This window comes from Streptomyces sp. NPDC030991 (assembly GCF_055571235.1).
On the sequence record NZ_JBVIFR010000012.1, the window covers coordinates 185,865 to 202,457 of the forward strand.

General features: G+C 72.3%; 14 protein-coding genes. 9 read left to right on the forward strand and 5 right to left on the reverse strand.

What is annotated here, in order from left to right; all coding sequences use genetic code 11:
• Positions 1-180: 180 nt before the first annotated feature.
• The 3 genes from ACZ45E_RS23280 to ACZ45E_RS23290 all read right to left on the reverse strand — a co-directional run bounded on the left by ACZ45E_RS23280 (position 181) and on the right by ACZ45E_RS23290 (position 2,722).
• On the reverse strand, positions 181-1,128 hold the full coding sequence (locus ACZ45E_RS23280; RefSeq protein WP_468223418.1) for a beta-ketoacyl-ACP synthase III: 948 nt from the start codon (positions 1,126-1,128) through the stop codon (positions 181-183).
• Between the two features lie 132 nt (positions 1,129-1,260).
• On the reverse strand, positions 1,261-1,413 hold the full coding sequence (locus ACZ45E_RS23285; protein WP_468223421.1) for an MFS transporter small subunit: 153 nt from the start codon (positions 1,411-1,413) through the stop codon (positions 1,261-1,263).
• Positions 1,364-2,722, reverse strand: a complete 1,359-nt coding sequence (locus tag ACZ45E_RS23290; protein ID WP_468223423.1) for an OFA family MFS transporter — start codon at positions 2,720-2,722, stop codon at positions 1,364-1,366. Before ACZ45E_RS23290 ends, ACZ45E_RS23285 begins: the two co-directional genes overlap by 50 nt.
• Before the next feature lie 282 nt (positions 2,723-3,004).
• Here ACZ45E_RS23290 and ACZ45E_RS23295 point away from each other — a divergent pair, with 282 nt between their 5' ends.
• From ACZ45E_RS23295 to fdhD, 5 genes are read left to right on the forward strand one after another with little or no spacing between them, the layout of a single operon-like run.
• Positions 3,005-3,988: a 2-dehydropantoate 2-reductase gene (locus ACZ45E_RS23295; protein WP_468223424.1), complete on the forward strand. Its 984-nt coding sequence runs from the start codon at positions 3,005-3,007 to the stop codon at positions 3,986-3,988.
• Positions 3,985-5,931: a molybdopterin oxidoreductase family protein gene (locus ACZ45E_RS23300; protein ID WP_468223427.1), complete on the forward strand. Its 1,947-nt coding sequence runs from the start codon at positions 3,985-3,987 to the stop codon at positions 5,929-5,931. Before ACZ45E_RS23295 ends, ACZ45E_RS23300 begins: the two co-directional genes overlap by 4 nt.
• 36 nt (positions 5,932-5,967) lie before the next feature.
• Positions 5,968-7,773, forward strand: a complete 1,806-nt coding sequence (locus tag ACZ45E_RS23305) for an NADH-ubiquinone oxidoreductase-F iron-sulfur binding region domain-containing protein (protein ID WP_468223429.1) — start codon at positions 5,968-5,970, stop codon at positions 7,771-7,773.
• Positions 7,770-8,630, forward strand: coding sequence for a 2Fe-2S iron-sulfur cluster-binding protein (locus ACZ45E_RS23310; RefSeq protein WP_468223431.1), 861 nt, complete (start codon positions 7,770-7,772; stop codon positions 8,628-8,630). Before ACZ45E_RS23305 ends, ACZ45E_RS23310 begins: the two co-directional genes overlap by 4 nt.
• Positions 8,631-8,637: 7 nt before the next feature.
• The gene (gene fdhD / locus ACZ45E_RS23315; RefSeq protein ID WP_468223432.1) at positions 8,638-9,498 is read left to right on the forward strand and encodes a formate dehydrogenase accessory sulfurtransferase FdhD; all 861 of its coding nucleotides are present in this window, start codon (positions 8,638-8,640) and stop codon (positions 9,496-9,498) included.
• Positions 9,499-9,566: 68 nt separating this feature from the next.
• Here the strand turns inward: fdhD and ACZ45E_RS23320 are convergent, their stop codons facing one another.
• Positions 9,567-10,010 carry a MarR family winged helix-turn-helix transcriptional regulator gene (locus tag ACZ45E_RS23320; protein WP_468223434.1) on the reverse strand — a complete coding sequence of 148 codons (444 nt, stop codon included), beginning with the start codon at positions 10,008-10,010 and terminating at the stop codon, positions 9,567-9,569.
• 107 nt (positions 10,011-10,117) lie between these two features.
• On the opposite strand from ACZ45E_RS23320, the gene ACZ45E_RS23325 reads away from it, so the two are divergent.
• The 3 genes from ACZ45E_RS23325 (at position 10,118) to ACZ45E_RS23335 (ending at position 14,324) form a co-directional block, all read left to right on the forward strand.
• Complete coding sequence (locus tag ACZ45E_RS23325) at positions 10,118-11,044, forward strand: quinone oxidoreductase family protein (RefSeq protein WP_468223437.1); 927 nt, start codon at positions 10,118-10,120, stop codon at positions 11,042-11,044.
• A 155-nt stretch (positions 11,045-11,199) separates the two neighbouring features.
• Positions 11,200-13,065 (forward strand): exo-alpha-sialidase, encoded by a 1,866-nt coding sequence (locus ACZ45E_RS23330; RefSeq protein ID WP_468223439.1) that lies wholly within the window; start codon positions 11,200-11,202, stop codon positions 13,063-13,065.
• Between the two features lie 62 nt (positions 13,066-13,127).
• Positions 13,128-14,324 carry a hypothetical protein gene (locus tag ACZ45E_RS23335; protein ID WP_468223441.1) on the forward strand — a complete coding sequence of 399 codons (1,197 nt, stop codon included), beginning with the start codon at positions 13,128-13,130 and terminating at the stop codon, positions 14,322-14,324.
• Here ACZ45E_RS23335 and ACZ45E_RS23340 read toward each other — a convergent pair.
• A complete protein-coding gene (locus ACZ45E_RS23340; RefSeq protein WP_468223443.1) occupies positions 14,269-15,312 on the reverse strand; it encodes a bile acid:sodium symporter family protein in 1,044 nt (347 codons plus the stop codon). The genes ACZ45E_RS23335 and ACZ45E_RS23340 overlap by 56 nt on opposite strands.
• A gap of 124 nt (positions 15,313-15,436) precedes the next feature.
• Between ACZ45E_RS23340 and ACZ45E_RS23345 the strand changes: the two genes are divergently transcribed.
• Complete coding sequence (locus ACZ45E_RS23345; RefSeq protein WP_468223446.1) at positions 15,437-16,312, forward strand: LysR substrate-binding domain-containing protein; 876 nt, start codon at positions 15,437-15,439, stop codon at positions 16,310-16,312.
• Positions 16,313-16,593 lie beyond the last annotated feature (281 nt).

Consider the following 16,593-nt stretch of genomic DNA (forward strand, 5'->3'; position numbering starts at 1 on the left):
GCGCTCCCCCTCCTGGGCTTCGAGCATCCGGCACGCCGATTCCGGTCCCGGATCCGGTGTCCCCGGCCCACACGGTGTCGGCCCGGATCGGAACACTCGATTGTCTTTGGAATACAGTTTACCGAGCACAATCGCTACCACCAGGGGCAGTTGGCCTCGTCACATCCCGCATCCCCCGCGTTACGGACAGCGCACGACCTGGCCCGCGTAGGAGAGGTTCCCGCCGAAGCCGAAGAGCAGCGCGGGCGCCCCGGTGGCCAGCTCGCCGCGTTCGATCAGCTTGGACAGCGCCATCGGCACGCTCGCGGCGGAGGTGTTGCCGGAGTCGACGACGTCCCGCGCCACCACCGCGTTCACGGCGCCGATCTTCTCGGCGAGGGGTTCGATGATGCGCAGGTTGGCCTGGTGCAGGACGACGGCGGCGAGGTCGGCCGGGTCGAGGCCCGCCTTCGCGCAGGCCTCGCGGGCGAGCGGCGGGAGCTGCCGGGTCGCCCAGCGGTAGACGGACTGGCCCTCTTGGGCGAACCGCGCGGGCTGGCCCTCGATGCGTACGGCGTTGCCCATCTCGGGGACCGAGCCCCACAGGACGGGGCCGATGCCGGGCTCCTGGCCGTCGGCGCACGGTTCGACGACCACGGCGCCCGCGCCGTCGCCGACCAGGACGCAGGTGGAGCGGTCGGTCCAGTCGGTGACGGCCGACATCTTGTCCGCACCGATGACGAGCGCGCGGGTGGCGGCCCCGGCCCGCAGGGTGTGGTCGGCGGTGGCGAGGGCGTGGGTGAACCCGGCGCAGACGACGTTCAGGTCGAGCGCGGCCGGGGAGGGGACGCCGAGGCGGTGGGCGACGCGGGCCGCCATGTTCGGCGAACGGTCGACGGCGGTGGACGTGGCGACGACGACCAGGTCGATGGCGTCGGCGGTCAGACCCGCCGCGGCCAGCGCCTTCGCGGCGGCGTGCGCGGCGAGCTCGTCGACCGGCTCGTCGGGTCCCGCGATGTGCCGGGTCCGGATGCCGACGCGGGAGCGGATCCACTCGTCGTCGGTGTCGACCATGGCCGCCAGGTCCTCGTTGGTGAGAATTCTCGCGGGCTGGTAGTGGCCGATACCGACGATGCGCGAACCGGTCATGGAGCTGGTCCCCTCGTGTGCCTGGCCCGCCCCCGTGCGGGTCGCGGACGTTCAAGTCTGCTCAGCGACCGGCGAGTAGGAGGTGACGTAAGCAACAGGATTGTGCGGTCTCGGTTGGAGAGTTCCACCCGGTCAGCCTGTGAACAGCTGTGTGGCCTTTTGCACCAGTTCGTACAGTCCGTAGGCGAGTGGCGCCCCCACCCACAGCCAGGCGAAGGCGATCAGGCCCCGGCGCCTAGGCGGGCTGCTGGCGGTCACGGTCGGCGGTGGCGTCGGCGCTGTCATCGGCGGACTCCCTCTGGGCGGGGACGTGGTGGCGGGGGTGGACGGGGCGGACCAGCTCGTTGGCGACGAAGCCGACGGCCAGCAGCCCGATCATGATCGTGAAGGAGAGGCCGTAGAGGGACGAGCCATGCTTCCCGATCTCCTCCTGGCTGTCGGAGACCCGGTTGACGATGAGCGGGCCGAGGACGCCCGCGGTGGACCAGGCGGTGAGCAGCCGGCCGTGGATGGCGCCCACCTGGTAGGTGCCGAACAGGTCCTTCAGGTAGGCGGGGACGGTCGCGAAGCCGCCACCGTAGAAGGAGAGGATCACGAGGGCGCAGAGGACGAAGAGGGGTTTGGAGGAGTCGCCGTAGACGGCGATGAGCAGGTACATCAGGGCGCCGACGCCGAGGTAGAGGCGGTAGATGTCCTTGCGGCCGATGAGGTCGGAGGTGGAGGACCAGCCGATGCGTCCGGCCATGTTCGCGGCGGAGAGCAGGGCGACGAAGCCGGCCGCCGCGCTCGCCGTGACCGGGGTGCTGGTCCGCGCGTAGAAGTCCGTGATCATCGGCGCGGCCTTCTCCAGGATGCCGATGCCGGCCGTCACGTTCATGCACAGGACCAGCCACAGGCACCAGAACTGGGGGGTGCGGATGGCCTGTCGCGCCGACACCTGCGGGCCGGCGGGGGTCGTCCGCGCCGCCTCCCGCGCCCCTGGCCGCCCCTCCTTGCGGGGCACCCGCACCAGCAGGACGCCGAGCGTCATGAAGACCGCGTACACCAGGCCGTGCACCAGGAAGGCCAGCGCGATGCCGTCGCTGTCCGCGCCGAAGGACTCCAGCATCTGCGCGCTCCACGGTGACGCGATGAGCGCGCCGCCGCCGAAGCCCATGATCGCGATGCCGGTGGCCATGCCGGGCCGGTCCGGGAACCACTTGATGAGGGTGGAGACCGGGGAGATGTAGCCGATGCCGAGTCCGATGCCGCCGACGAAGCCGTAGCCGAACACGATCAGCCAGTACTGCTCGGTGGCGGCGCCGAGGGCGGAGAGCAGGAAGCCCGAGGAGAAGCAGACGAGGGCGACGGACATCGCCCAGCGCGGGCCGTTGCGTTCGACGAGGGTGCCGCCGAACGCGGCGGAGAGGCCGAGCATCACGATGCCGAGCTGGAACGGCAGCGCGCTCTGGGTGCCGCTCAGGTCCAGGGCGGATTCGAGGGGCGGTTTGAAGACGCTCCAGGCGTAGGCCTGGCCGATGGAGAGATGGACCGAGAGGGCGGCGGGCGGTACGAGCCAGCGGCTCCAGCCGGGTGGTGCGACGGGGGGCCTCATGATCCAGAACCGTAGGCAGCGGCCCGGGCGTTGGGAAGGGGCGGGACGAGACTCCGTACAGAATCCGTCGACGGTATGCAATGCCTGGGCAAGCCATGGTGCGAGCCCGTGCGCGAAGCCTTGTCGACCCAACTTCCATACTGTAGACAATATTCCATCGACAGTCTCCGCTGCCTTTCCGGCAGTCGTCGCCGCGTTGCCGACCGTCTTCGCCTCACTTCGGACCGCCACTGCCCGTGCGAGCGGGGCGGAGCCGAACCCTCGACCGGACGGAGCCCGCCCGTGAAAGTCGCAGTCCTCGGCGCCGGAGCGATCGGCGCCTATGTCGGAGCCGCGCTGCACCGCGCGGGCGCCGACGTCCATCTCATCGCCCGTGGACCGCACTTGGCGGCCATGAGGCACAGCGGCGTCCAGATCATCAGCGCGCGCGGCGACTTCACCGCGCGGGCGCACGCCACCGACGACCCGGCCGAGATCGGGCCCGTCGACTATGTGTTCCTCGGCCTGAAAGCCACCTCGTACGCGGCGTGCGGGCCGCTGATCGAGCCGCTGCTGCACGACCGTACGGCGGTGGTCGCGGCGCAGAACGGCATCCCGTGGTGGTACTTCCACGGGCACGGCGGCCCGCACGACGGCCACCGGCTGGAGAGCGTCGACCCGGGCGGGGCCGTGAGCGCGGTGCTCGCCCCCGAGCGGGCCGTCGGCTGTGTCGTCTACGCCGCGACGGAGCTGGCGGCGCCGGGAGTCGTCCGCCACCTGGAAGGGACGCGGTTCTCCCTCGGGGAGCCGGACCGTACGGTATCGGCGCGCTGTGTCGCGTTCAGTGACGCGATGCGGGCGGGCGGCCTGAAGTGCCCCGTCGAGCCGGATCTGCGCTCCGACCTCTGGATCAAGCTGCTCGGCAACATCTCCTTCAACCCGATCAGCGCCCTGGTGCGCGCCACGATGCGGCAGATGTGCCTGCACGGCGGTACGCGCCGGGTCATCGAGATCATGATGACCGAGACGCTCGCCGTCGCCGCGGCTCTCGGCTGCACACCCGACATCTCCGTGCAGCGCCGCCTGGCCGGCGCCGAACGGGTCGGCGACCACCGCACCTCCACGCTCCAGGACCTGGAACGCGGAAAGCCCCTGGAGCTGGACGTGTTGCTGGCCGCTGTCGTGGAGCTGGCGGACATCACGGGCGTCGAGGTGCCCACGCTGCGCACCGTGCACGCCCTCTCGGACCTGCTCGCCCGCGCCATGATGAGGAGGGACGCCGCATGAGCACGAGGCAGAAGCGGCGCGACCGCACCCCGAAGATTTACACCCGGCTCACCCGGCCACTGGTGCGCGAGACACCCGGCGACCGCACCTCCCCTTTCCGGCCCGCCACCTGGGACGAGGCCCTGACGGTCGCGGCCGACGGTTTCCGGCGCACCCGCGAGGAGCACGGCCCGGACGCCTTCGCGATGCTGTCCTGCGCCCGCGCCACCAACGAGATGAACTTCGTCGCGCAGAAGTTCACCCGGGTCGTCATGGGGACGAACAACGTCGACTCCTGCAACCGTACGTGTCACGCGCCGAGCGTCGCCGGTCTGTCGGCGGCGTTCGGCTCGGGCGGCGGCACCTCCTCGTACGCGGAGGTCGAGCGGACGGACCTGATCGTGATGTGGGGCTCCAACGCCCGCTTCGCGCACCCGATCTTCTTCCAGCACGTACTGAAGGGGATCAGGAACGGGGCGCGGATGTACGCCGTCGACCCGCGCCGCACCTCGACGGCCGAGTGGGCGGAGGGCTGGCTCGGCCTGAACGTCGGCACCGACATCCCCCTCGCCCACGCCGTCGCCCGGGAGATCATCGCCGCCGACCTGTACAACAAGGCGTTCGTGGCGCGGGCGACGACCGGCTTCGAGGAGTACAAGGCGCTCGTCGAGCCCTGGACGCTCTCCCTCGCGGAGAAGGTGACCGGCGTCCCCGCCGCCGCGATCCGGGAGCTGGCGCACGCCTACGCGCGGGCCGAACGCGCCCAGCTGTGCTGGACACTCGGCATCACCGAGCACCACAACGGCACCGACAACGTCCGGGCGCTGATCAACCTGTCCCTGCTGACCGGCCACGTCGGCCGGTACGGCGCCGGGGTACAACCGCTGCGCGGGCAGAACAACGTGCAGGGCGGCGGCGACATGGGCGCCATCCCCAACCGGCTCCCCGGGTTCCAGGACCTCCTCGACGACGGCCACCGGGGAAAGTTCGAGCGGGCCTGGGACGCGGTGATCCCGCCGCGGTACGGCATGACCCTGACGGACATGTTCGAGGCGATGGAGCACGGCGGGCTGCGCGCCGTCTACTGCATCGGCGAGAACCCCGCGCAGTCGGAGGCCGACAGCGAGCAGGCCGCGCGCCGGCTCGCCGCCCTCGACCACCTCGTGGTCCAGGACATCTTCCTGACCAGGACCGCCGAGATGGCCGACGTGGTACTGCCCGCCACGGCCGCGTGGGCGGAGACCGACGGCACGACGACCAACAGCGAGCGGCGCGTCCAGCGCGTGCGGGCCGCGCTCACCCCGCCCGGCGAGGCGCGCGAGGACATCGACATCATCTGCGACCTCGCCTCCCGCCTGGGCCACGACTGGAAGTACGCGGACGCCGAGGCCGTCTGGAACGAGTTGCGCGCGCTGTCGCCGGACCACTTCGGGATGACGTACGACCGGCTTGCGGAGGCGCAGGGGCTCCAGTGGCCCTGCCCCGACGTGGACGAGCCGCCCACCTCGTATCTGCACGGCCGGCTGTGGGAGGCGGATCCGGCGCGGCGCGGGCGGCTCGCGCCGTTCGGGCTCGTCGAGCACGATCCGCCGGTCGACCTGACCGACGAGGCGTACCCGGTCCGGCTGACGACAGGGCGCCGCCTCGACTCGTACAACACCGGTGTGCAGAGCGGGAGTTTCGCGTCCCCGCTGCGCCGCGGCGAGTACGTCGAGCTGTGCCCGGAGGACGCCGAGCGGTACGGGGTCGTGGTCGGCGATGAGGTCCGGATCTCGTCGCGGCGGGGCGCGGTGACCGCGCCGGTCTGGGTCGATCCGGGGCTGCGTCCCGGGCTCGCCTTCATGACCATGCACTTCCCCGACGAGGTGGACACCAACGCGCTGACGATCGAGTCCAATTGCCCGATCGCGGGGACGGCGGAGTTCAAGGCGTCGGCGGTACGTATCGAGAAGCTGACCGCGTGAGTGAGCAGTGAGTGAGCAGTGAGGGGCTGAGGAAACGTGGATCTGCGCTTCGGTGACAGCAAACCGACGGACGAGGAGCGGGAGGCGCTCGACGCTCTGCTCGGGCCGCCGGAATCCGCGTGGGAGGGGGCCGACGACCGCTCCGACGCCGATCTGCGCTGGGCGCGGGGCGGGCGGGCGGCCCGTGCGCGGCGGGACCTGCTGCTGCCGGGGCTGCACGCGGTCAACGACCGGGTGGGATGGATCAGCCCTGGTGCGCTGGACTATCTGTGCCGGCGGCTCACGGTGCCGCCCGCGGAGGCGTACGGGGTGGCCACGTTCTACTCCATGTTCTCTGTGCGGGAGCGTCCCGCGACGGTGTTGCACGTGTGCACGGACCTTGCCTGTGCCCGGGTCGGGGGCGTGGAGCTGTGCGAGTCGGCGCGGGGGCGGTTCGGGGCCGATGTGCGGGTCGAGGAGTCGCCGTGTCTGGGGTTGTGCGAGCGGGCGCCTGCGGCGTTGCTGGTGCGGGCGGGTTCTCCCTGTTCCGCCGCGCCCGTCGGACTGCCGCGGGGCGCTGCCCCGGACTCCGCTCCTCGAGGGGAACCCGTCGCGTCTGCGGCCGTGCCGCAAGCCGGTGACCCCGCTCTCGTCCTCCTCAAGCGCGTCGGCCGCGTCGATCCCTCCTCCCTCGACGACTACCGGGCCGAGGGCGGGTACGCCGCGCTGCGGCGGGCCTTCGCCATCGGGGCCGCCGGGGTGATCCGGGAAGTGACCGACGCGGGGCTCGTGGGGCGGGGCGGCGCCGCGTTCCCGACGGGGCGGAAGTGGCAGGCCACCGCGGCGCAGCCGGCCGGCCCGCACTATCTCGTCTGCAACGCCGACGAGTCCGAACCCGGCACCTTCAAGGACCGGGTCCTGATGGAGTGCGACCCGTACGCGCTCGTTGAGGCCATGACGATCGCGGCGTACGCGACGGGCGCCCACCACGGCTACCTGTATCTGCGCGGCGAGTACCCGCGGGCGCTCGCCCGCATGAGCCACGCCGTCGAACAGGCCCGCGCGCGGGGCCTGTTGGGCGAGGACATCCTCGGGCAGGGGTTCGCCTTCGACATCGAGATCCGGCGCGGCGCGGGCGCCTACATCTGCGGCGAGGAGACCGCGCTGTTCAACTCCATCGAGGGCTACCGGGGCGAGCCGCGCTCCAAGCCGCCGTTCCCCGTCGAGAAGGGGCTGTTCGGCAAGCCGACCGCGGCCAACAACGTGGAGACCCTCGTCAACGTCCTGCCGATCCTGACCATGGGCGCGCAGGCGTACGCGGCCGTCGGCACCGGGCAGTCGACCGGGCCCAAGCTGTTCTGCGTCTCCGGCGCCGTCGACCGGCCCGGCCTCTACGAAGTGCCCTTCGGCGCCACCCTCGGCGACCTCCTCGCCCTCGCCGGTACCCCGGGCCCGCTCCGGGCGATCCTGCTCGGCGGCGCCGCGGGCGGTTTCGTACGCCCCGACGAGCTGGACATCCCGCTCACCTTCGAGGGCACCCGCGCCGCGGGCACCACGCTCGGCTCCGGCGTGGTGATGGCGTTCGACGACGCGTTGCCGCTGCCGCGTGTCCTGCTGCGCATCGCCCAGTTCTTCCGCGAGGAGTCCTGCGGGCAGTGCGTGCCGTGCCGGGTCGGAACGGTGCGCCAGCAGGAGGCGCTGCACCGGATCGCCGAGAAGAAGGGCATCGCCGCCGACGACGACATCGCGCTGCTGCGCGAGGTGGGGCGCGCCATGAAGGACGCCTCGATCTGCGGTCTCGGCCAGACCGCCTGGAACGCCATCGAGTCCGCCATCGACCGTCTGGGAGCGTACGCGTCATGACCGCCGTCGAACTGGGGATCCCCCGCCGTCTGCTGGAGTTCACGATCGACGGCGCGCCGGTGCGCGCGGCCGAGGGGGCGACGGTCCTCGACGCCTGCCGCGCCGCGGGGAAGGACATCCCGACGCTCTGCCACGGGGACACGCTGACCCCGAAGAACGCCTGCCGGCTCTGTGTCGTGGAGGTGACGGGCGCCCGGACCCTCGTCCCCGCGTGTTCGAGGAAGGCCGAGCCCGGGATGGAGGTGCGCACGGACAGCGAGCGGGCCCGGCACAGCCGCAAGGTCGTCCTCGAACTCCTGGCGTCCTCGGTCGACCTGTCGACGACACCGCAGGTCGCCTCGTGGCTGAAGGAGTACGAGGCGGAGCCGGACCGGTTCGGGCCGGACGCGGCCCGTCTCGACGAGGAACCGCGGCTCGACAACGACCTCTACGTGCGCGAGTACGACAAATGCATTCTCTGCTACAAGTGCGTCGCCGCCTGCGGCGACCAGTGGCAGAACACCTTCGCGATCTCGGTCACCGGGCGCGGTTTCGACGCCCGGATCGCGGTGGAGCAGGACGCGCCGCTGACCGATTCGGCGTGCGTGTACTGCGGCAACTGCATCGAGGTGTGTCCGACGGGCGCGCTGTCGTTCAAGTCGGAGTTCGACATGCGGGCCGCGGGTACCTGGGACGAGCCGGCGCAGTCGCAGACCACGACGGTGTGCGCGTACTGCGGAGTCGGCTGCAACCTCACGCTCCATGTGCAGGACAATGAGATCGTGAAGGTCACGTCACCGCACGACAACCCGGTGACGCACGGCAACCTCTGCATCAAGGGCCGCTTCGGCTACCAGCACGTACAGAACCGGGACTGATCAGGACATGGGACGAGTCACGGAACGGCGCAAGGTGATCCGGGTGAGGGACGGGCAGGTGTCGACCCGGCCTGACACCCTCGTCGCCGAGGAGCCTCTGGAGATCCGGCTGAACGGCAAGCCGCTGGCCATCACCATGCGCACACCCGGTGACGACTTCGCGCTCGCCGCGGGCTTCCTGGTCAGCGAGGGCGTGCTCGGCGGCGCCGACGACCTGCAGAACATCGTGTACTGCGCGGGCGCGACGGCCGACGGGGTGAACACGTACAACGTGGTCGATGTGCGGACCACGCCCGGGGTCGTCCTGCCCGACATCACGCTGGAGCGCAACGTCTACACGACCTCGTCCTGCGGGCTGTGCGGCAAGGCGAGCCTCGACGCGGTACGGACCACGGCCCGGTTCCCCATCGCCGACACTCCCCCGGTCCTGCTCTCGACCGAGCTGCTCGCCTCGCTCCCCGACCGGCTCCGCGAGGACCAGCGCGTCTTCGACCGGACCGGGGGCCTGCACGCGGCGGCCCTCTTCGACGAGGAGGGGCGTCTCGTCGACATACGGGAGGACGTGGGCCGGCACAACGCGGTGGACAAGCTCGTCGGCCGCGCTCTGCAGAACGGGGACCTGCCGCTGTCGCGGTCGGTCCTCATGGTCTCCGGCCGCGCCTCGTTCGAGCTGGCGCAGAAGGCCGTCATGGCGGGCATCCCGGTGCTCGCGGCGGTGTCGGCGCCGTCGTCGCTCGCCGTCGACCTGGCCGCCGAGTCCGGCCTCACCCTGATCGGTTTCCTGCGGGGCACCTCCATGAACGTGTACGCGGGTGAGCACCGGGTCGCCCTGCGGGCCACGACGGCCGGTTCGCACCAGCACGGCTGACCCGGCGCCCGCGGCACGGTGGCGGGGGTCCGGACCGGCGGGGAGCGCCCCCTGCGCCGGCCGGGCCCCTACGCCGATGTGCCGGACACCCGGCGGAGCAGGCCGAGGAACAGCTCGCGCTCGGCCGCCGAGAGCGGGGCGAGCAGCGCGTCGTTGGCGCCGCGGGCCGCGCGGGCGCACACCTCGACGAGACGGGCGCCCTCTTCGGTGACGGTGACCGCGTTCTTGCGCCGGTCCCGGGGGTCGGGGGCGCGCTCGACGAGGCCCGCGCCCTGGAGATCGTTCAGGACACCGACCATGTCCTTCGGGTCGAGCTGGACGCTGCGCACGAGGTCGGCCTGAGCGACCGGCTCCAGGTCGGCGACCGCGGCGAGGACGACGTGGTGCCACATCTTCAGCCCCTGCTCGGCCAGTGCCTCGGCGACGAGGGCGCGGCCCCGCGCGGCGGCCCGCCCCAGCAGCCAGCTCGGCAGGTCGCGGATGGTGCTCGGGGCGCTGGATGGCGTGCTCATGGGCTCAGCGTACCGAAATTCCGTTGGACTTCCCAACGAAGATGCCCCTATCCTCGACCGAACGTTGGGAATCCCAACGGTTGGTCGATCCGTGGAGGTGGTGGCGCATGCGTCGTGTCCGGTACACGCACAGCGGTGGTCCCGAGGTCCTGTTCCTGGAGGAGGTGCCGGTCCCCGCGCCCGGCCCCGGCGAGCTGCTGGTACGCGTCGAGGCGATCGGCGTCACCCTGCCCGTCGTCCGCAAGGTCCGCGAACCCCGGGCGCCCATCGCGCTCGGCGGCGAGATCGCGGGCGAGGTGGTCGCGCTCGGCGAGGGCGTGCGGGCGTACGCACCCGGCGACCGCGTCACGGGCCTGGTCCTCGGCCACGGTTACGCCGACCACGCGCTGCTCCATGTGGCGATGGCCTCTCCGGTGCCGGACGCGGCGAGCGCGGTCGACGCGGTGGCGCTCGTCCGCAGCGGGCTCGTCGCCTACGGGGCGCTGCGGGCGGCGCGGCCGGAGCCGGGCGAGGCGGCGCTGGTGACGGCGGCGGCGAGCGGTGTGGGCCACCTCGCGCTGCAACTGGCCCGGCTGGAGGGCGCGTCCCGGGTCGTGGCCGCCGTCTCCGACGTGGACCGCAAGGGCGACTTCGTGCGCGGGCTCGGGGCCGACGCCGTCGTGGCGTACGACGCCGAATCCTGGGGCGAGCCGGTGGAGTACGTCCTCGACGCGGTCGGCGGCGAGCTGTTGCGGCCCGCGGTCGCCGCCCTGGCGCCGTACGGGCGGCTCGTGGCGTACAGCTCGGGCGGCGGGACCGTGGAGGCGTACGACCTGCTCGTCGGCGCGAAGTCGGTCATCGGGTTCCAGATGGCCCTCCTCGCCCGCGGCAGGCCCGAGACGTACGACCTGTGGCGCAAGGAGTTGTGGCGGCTGTTCCTGACGGGGGCTCTGAAACCGGTCGTCCACGCGGAGTTCGCGCTCACCGACGCGGCGCGGGCGCATGCGGTGATCGAGGAGCGAGGCAACCTCGGCAAGGTCGTCCTCATCCCCTGAGTCCCGTGAGCCCCCTGGATCGCGGTCGTCTGTTCTCGTGACGCGCGGTTCCTACGGGGTGGCGAGCGGCTCCAGTGATGCCTGGAATGCATACGTTGGACACGGGATGTCCCGTTGTCCGTATCCAGTCGCTCACCTGGAAGGTGGGACACGCCATGCGCCGCAGCAAGCTACTCCGCGCACGCCCGAGATCCGTGGTGGTGGCGCTCGCGGTCGCCGCGGCACTGCCCGTACTGCCCGCGCCGCCCGCGCCAGGGGCCGCGCGCGCCGCCACCACCACCATCGGAGAGCAGCTCCAACCCCCTTTCGAACAGCAGGTGTTGTTCAAGGCGTCCCAGGATCCGGGGTACGCCTGCTACCGGATCCCCGCGATCGTGAGGACGGCCGAGGGCACCCTGCTCGCCTTCGCCGAGGGGCGCACGAACGACTGCGCAGACGCCGGCGACATCGACATCGTCGTCAAGCGGTCCGAGGACGGCGGCCTGACCTGGTCGCCGCTCCAGGTCGTCAACGAGGGCGCGGGCGACACCCACGGCAACCCGGCGCCGGTCGTGGACCTGCGGACCGGCCGCATCATGCTCGCGGAGACGTACAACACGGGCCGCACCGGCAACGGGAACTGCGGTGTGCCGTGCGCTCGCACCCCGCACCTCCAGTACAGCGACGACGACGGACGCTCCTGGTCCGCGCCGCGCGATCTCAGCGGCGCACTGCTCTCCCCCGACTTCAACTCCTGGTACGCGACCGGCCCCGTGCACGGCATCCAGCTCACCAGGGGCCGGCACCGCGGGCGCCTCGTCCTCACCGTCAACGCCGAGACGCGAGGCGGCGCCCGGATCACCGCCAACCACGCCGCCCTGCTGATCAGCGACGACCACGGCGAGCACTGGCGCACCGGCGCGAAGGACTCGTGGCCGGTCGCGGACGACGGCACGTTCCGCCAGAAGCCCTCCGAGTTGACGCTCGCCGAACTCCCCGACGGCACGGTCTACGTCAGCGGGCGCGAGCAGGACGGCACCGACCCCGGGCACCGCACGCACACGGTGAGCCGCGACGGCGGGAACTCGTTCGCCCGCCCCTTCGCGGCGCTCCCCGACCTGTACGCGCCGCAGGTGCAGTGCTCGGTCCTGCCCGTCGGCGGGGGCGGGCGGCTGCTGCTCGCCTGCCCCGGCGACCCGGACCGGCGGCGCACCATGACCGTCCGCTCCTCCTACGACGGCGGACGCACCTGGGACAGCTTCGACCGGGCCACCGTGGTGACCACGGACTGGTCGGGCTACTCGGACCTGGTGCGGGCCGGCCGGGACCAGGTGGGCCTGGTGTACGAGGGCGGCGCGGTGGACGCCCGCGACGAGATCCGCTTCGTCCGCTTCACGCCCGGCCGGCTGAAGGAGCGGCGCGGCGCCGGCCCGACGACGGACGACCGGGCGCGGCACGCGCGCGGCGCCGCTGTCCTCGGCGGGGCGTCGGTGACGGCCGACGCGGTGGGGCGGGCGGTCTCGTTCGACGGGGTCGACGACGCGGTCCGGCTGCCTTTCCGCCCGGGACTCGCCCTGGGCGCGCGGGAGTTCACGGCGTCGCTGCGGTTCAGGTACACCGCGACCGGCGGCGAGCAGCCGTTCTTGTGGATGGGCGGGGTCGGGGCGGCGCAGCCGCAGGTGTGGCTGCGCGGTGAGCCCGCCTCGCACCGGATCACCGGCTCGATCACTGTGCGGGACGGCGCGGGTGCCCCGCGGTCCGTCTCGGTGAGCAGTTCGTCCGCGTACAACAACGGGGCGTGGCATCAGGTCCGACTCCGCCGTGCGGGCGGCCGGTTGACGTTGTCCGTCGACGGGGCGGTGGTCGCGAGCGCGGCCGGCGTACCCGGATCGGTGAGCCGGAACTCGCCGTTCGGGGTGCATGTGGGGCAGCGGATGGACAGCCGGGCGTTCTTCGGCGGGGCCCTCGACGACGTGCGGGTCACCTCCGGCGGGCGGACCGTTCTGTGGCTGCCGCTGGATCGGGTGCGGCCGGGGGGTTAGCGTCGCGTCCTGTGGGGGGCCGTGAGGAAACGTGGGCGTCTCGCGGCCGGTGGGGGCCGGTCGTGCGGTTCCCCGTGCTCCTGGCGGGGCTGGTCCTGGCGCTCGCCTGCGGGCTTGTGCTGATACTCGTGGCCGTTCCCGCTCGGCGGGAGGACGGCTCGGCCTGCGCGGCCCGTTCCGTGACGTCCTGGGAGCCGGACTCCGCGCTGGACGGGGAGTTCACCCGCTACGGCGACGACGCCGCCCGCACCGACGACTGGACCGGCGGCGACGGGACCCACTCCGTGCGACTGCCGGACGGCCGGGTGCTCTGGCTGTTCTCCGACACGTATCTGGGAGCCGTGCGGCCGCCGCCCAACCCGGTCGGGGAGCCGCACTCCTGGCGTGGCCCGGACGCCCCGTTCGTGCGTAACTCCGCTGTGGTCATGGGGCGTTCGGGGCGGATCGAGCGGACCGTGGCCGCGCCGATGTTCCCGGACACCGGGGCGGGCGAGTGGCGGTGGCCCGTCGCGGCGCGGGTGGAGCCGCGCTCCCCCGGCTCGGACGCGTCGGTCGTACGCGTCCTGCTGTGGACGCGTACGGCGGGCACCGGCCCGTACATCTACGGGGTGCCGACAGCGACCGAGGTGGCCACCTTGTCCCTGCCGGATCTGCGCCTGGAGGGCATCACGCAGGTCCTCGACCAGCGTCAGGTGCCGGACCCGGCGCGCCGGGTGCTGTACGGCACGACCATGGTCGACGAGGGCGCGTGGACGTACGTGTTCGGCGGCGACGACGGGCAGGCCGCCGTGCACCGCGCCTATGTGGCCCGGGTCCCGCGCGGGCGGCTCGGCTCCACGCGGTCCTGGGAGTACTGGGACGGCCGGCACTGGCGGGCCGGCGCCCGGGCGGCGCCGGTGCTCGGGGACGGGCGGCGGCGCGGGGTGGGGAGCGCGTTCGGTGTGGTGCGGGACTCGGGGACGTACGTGCTGTTCACCATGGCGGCGGGGACGGCGGGGCTGACGACCGTGACCTCGTACTGGGCGTGCTCCCCCACCGGGCCCTGGCACGGCCCCGCGAAGGGGTTCGCGCCCGCGTTGCCGGACGGCACGGTGGCCGCGTACAACCCGCAGGTGCACCGGGACCTGAGCGGCGGCGGGCGGCTGGTGCTGAGCTACGACGTGAACTGGCTGGACGCCGCGCCCGCCACCGCGCAGGCGCACCTCAGCCGGAACGTGTCGCTGTACCGGCCGCGGTTCGTGTCGCTGCGACTGGGCTGAGCGGCTCGCCGGTCGGCTCCTCGGGGTCCTTCGCGCGGCGCTTGGCGATGACCGCGCACACCATCAGCTGCATCTGGTGGAAGAGCATCAGGGGCAGTACCGCGAGCGAGGCGTGCGCGCCGAACAGGACGCTCGCCATGGGCAGTCCGGAGGCGAGGGACTTCTTCGACCCCGCGAACTGGACGGCGATCCGGTCGGCGCGGTCGAAGCCGAGGGCCTTGGCGCCGTACCAGGTCGCGGTGAGCATCACCGCGAGGAGCACGGCCTCGACGGCGAGCAGGCCCGCCAGGCGGACGGCGCTGACCTGGTGCCAGATGCCCTGCACCACGCCCTCGCTGAACGCCGTGTAGACGACGAGCAGGATGGAGCCGCGGTCGACGTAACCGAGAACCTTCTTGTGGCGGGCGATGAAGCCGCCGACCCAGCGGCGCAGCGACTGGCCCGCGACGAACGGCACGAGCAGTTGCAGCACGATCTTGACGAGCGAGTCGGCGGAGAAGCCCCCGCCGCCGCTGCCGAGCAGCGCCGCGGCGAGCAGGGGCGTGAGGACGATGCCGGCGAGGGAGGAGAAGGAGCCGGCGCAGATCGCCGCCGGTACGTTGCCGCGCGCGATCGAGGTGAACGCGATCGACGACTGGATGGTGGAGGGGACGAGGGTGAGGAAGAGCAGGCCCTCGTAGAGGTTCCGCGGGAGCAGGACGGGGACGAGGCCGCGGGCGGCGAGACCGAGCAGCGGGAACGCGACGAAGGTGCAGGCGAGGACCGTGACATGGAGCCGCCAGTGCCGCAGGCCGTCCATCGCCTCGCGGGTCGAGAGTCTGGCCCCGTAGAGGAAGAAGAGGAAGGCGACCGCCCCGGTCGAGGCGCCGGAGGCGACATCGGCGGCGGCGCCGCGGGCCGGGAGGAGTGCGGCGAGGCCGACGGTCGCGATCAACGCCATGATGTACGGGTCGATCGGCATCCAGCGCGGCCGGTGCAGGCGTTCCATTGGTTCCTTGCTCTCGGTTCAGGTCGTGCCCTCTCCATGGTCCCCCTGATCACCGTGATCGGGAATCCTGCATACCGCTCTGACTGTGATCGTGCCGCGTGATGAGCGGCGATAGGGTCGGGGTATGTACGACCCCGGGCATCTCAGGACGTTTCTCGCCGTCGCGCAGACGCTGAGCTTCACGCAGGCGGCGCGGCGGCTCGGAGTGCGCCAGTCGACGGTCAGCCAGCACGTGCGGCGCCTGGAGGACGCGGCCGGGCGCACGCTGTTCACGCGGGACACGCACTCCGTGGAGCTGACGGAGGACGGGGAGGCGATGCTCGGCTTCGCGCGGCGGATCCTGGAGGTGCACGAGCAGGCCACGGCGTTCTTCACGGGGACGCGGCTGCGCGGGCGGCTGCGGTTCGGGGCCTCCGAGGACTTCGTGCTGACCCGGCTCACCGAGATCCTGGAGTCGTTCCGGCACGAGCACCCCGAGGTCGATCTGGAGCTGACGGTCGAGCTGTCGGGGACGCTGCACGAGCAGCTCGACGCCGGGAAGCTCGACCTGGTCCTGGCCAAGCGACGGCCGCAGGACCCGCGCGGTGAGTCCGTGTGGCACGACCGGATGGTGTGGATCGGGGCCGAGCGGCTGCGGATCGACCCGGAGCGGCCGGTGCCGCTGATCGTCTATCCGCCGCCCGGCATCTCGCGGGCGATGGCCCTGGAGACGCTGGAGCGGCACGGGCGGCCCTGGCGGATCGCCTGCACGAGCGGATCGCTGAACGGGCTGATCGCGGCGGCGCGGGCCGGTCTCGGCGTGATGGCCCATGCGCGCGGGCTCATCCCTCCGGGGCTCGTGCGGGTCCCCGACCGGGTGGGGCTTCCGGAGCTGGGGGAGGTCGATTTCGTGCTGCTGCACGATTCCGCGGGCCGGGGGCGGGATCAGGGCGGGGCCGGATCCGCTCTGGCCCGGGCGATCCTGGCCGGCGGGGACCGCCTGCACCGGGCAGCCCGGTAGCCGGACGGTTGCGCGGCCCTCGTCGCGGGCCCCGCCCTGCGCGTCCTGGTACGGTCGGCCCCGGCCCTCGATGCGGAACCGACTGCTCCGTGCAAAAAGCCGGTCGGGGCGCCTCGGTGACCTCTCCGTACAGATTCCGTGGAGGCCGGTGAAGAGCGCCGGGAGATTACGCCACCGAAACTTACTGATGCGTAAGTAATCTGTCCCGCCCCTTCCCTTGTGGCCGCATTTACCCGGCTGACCTGTGCATATTCCGCGCGCTTCCGGCGACTTGGTACCCC

Coding starts and splice junctions, on each gene's coding strand:
- ACZ45E_RS23280 (WP_468223418.1), bottom strand. CDS start 1,128: ATGACCGGTTCGCGCATCGTCGGTATCGGCCACTACCAGCCCGCGAGA.
- ACZ45E_RS23285 (WP_468223421.1), bottom strand. CDS start 1,413: ATGACAGCGCCGACGCCACCGCCGACCGTGACCGCCAGCAGCCCGCCT.
- ACZ45E_RS23290 (WP_468223423.1), bottom strand. CDS start 2,722: ATGAGGCCCCCCGTCGCACCACCCGGCTGGAGCCGCTGGCTCGTACCG.
- ACZ45E_RS23300 (WP_468223427.1), top strand. CDS start 3,985: ATGAGCACGAGGCAGAAGCGGCGCGACCGCACCCCGAAGATTTACACC.
- ACZ45E_RS23310 (WP_468223431.1), top strand. CDS start 7,770: ATGACCGCCGTCGAACTGGGGATCCCCCGCCGTCTGCTGGAGTTCACG.
- fdhD (WP_468223432.1), top strand. CDS start 8,638: ATGGGACGAGTCACGGAACGGCGCAAGGTGATCCGGGTGAGGGACGGG.
- ACZ45E_RS23320 (WP_468223434.1), bottom strand. CDS start 10,010: ATGAGCACGCCATCCAGCGCCCCGAGCACCATCCGCGACCTGCCGAGC.
- ACZ45E_RS23325 (WP_468223437.1), top strand. CDS start 10,118: ATGCGTCGTGTCCGGTACACGCACAGCGGTGGTCCCGAGGTCCTGTTC.
- ACZ45E_RS23330 (WP_468223439.1), top strand. CDS start 11,200: ATGCGCCGCAGCAAGCTACTCCGCGCACGCCCGAGATCCGTGGTGGTG.
- ACZ45E_RS23340 (WP_468223443.1), bottom strand. CDS start 15,312: ATGGAACGCCTGCACCGGCCGCGCTGGATGCCGATCGACCCGTACATC.
- ACZ45E_RS23345 (WP_468223446.1), top strand. CDS start 15,437: ATGTACGACCCCGGGCATCTCAGGACGTTTCTCGCCGTCGCGCAGACG.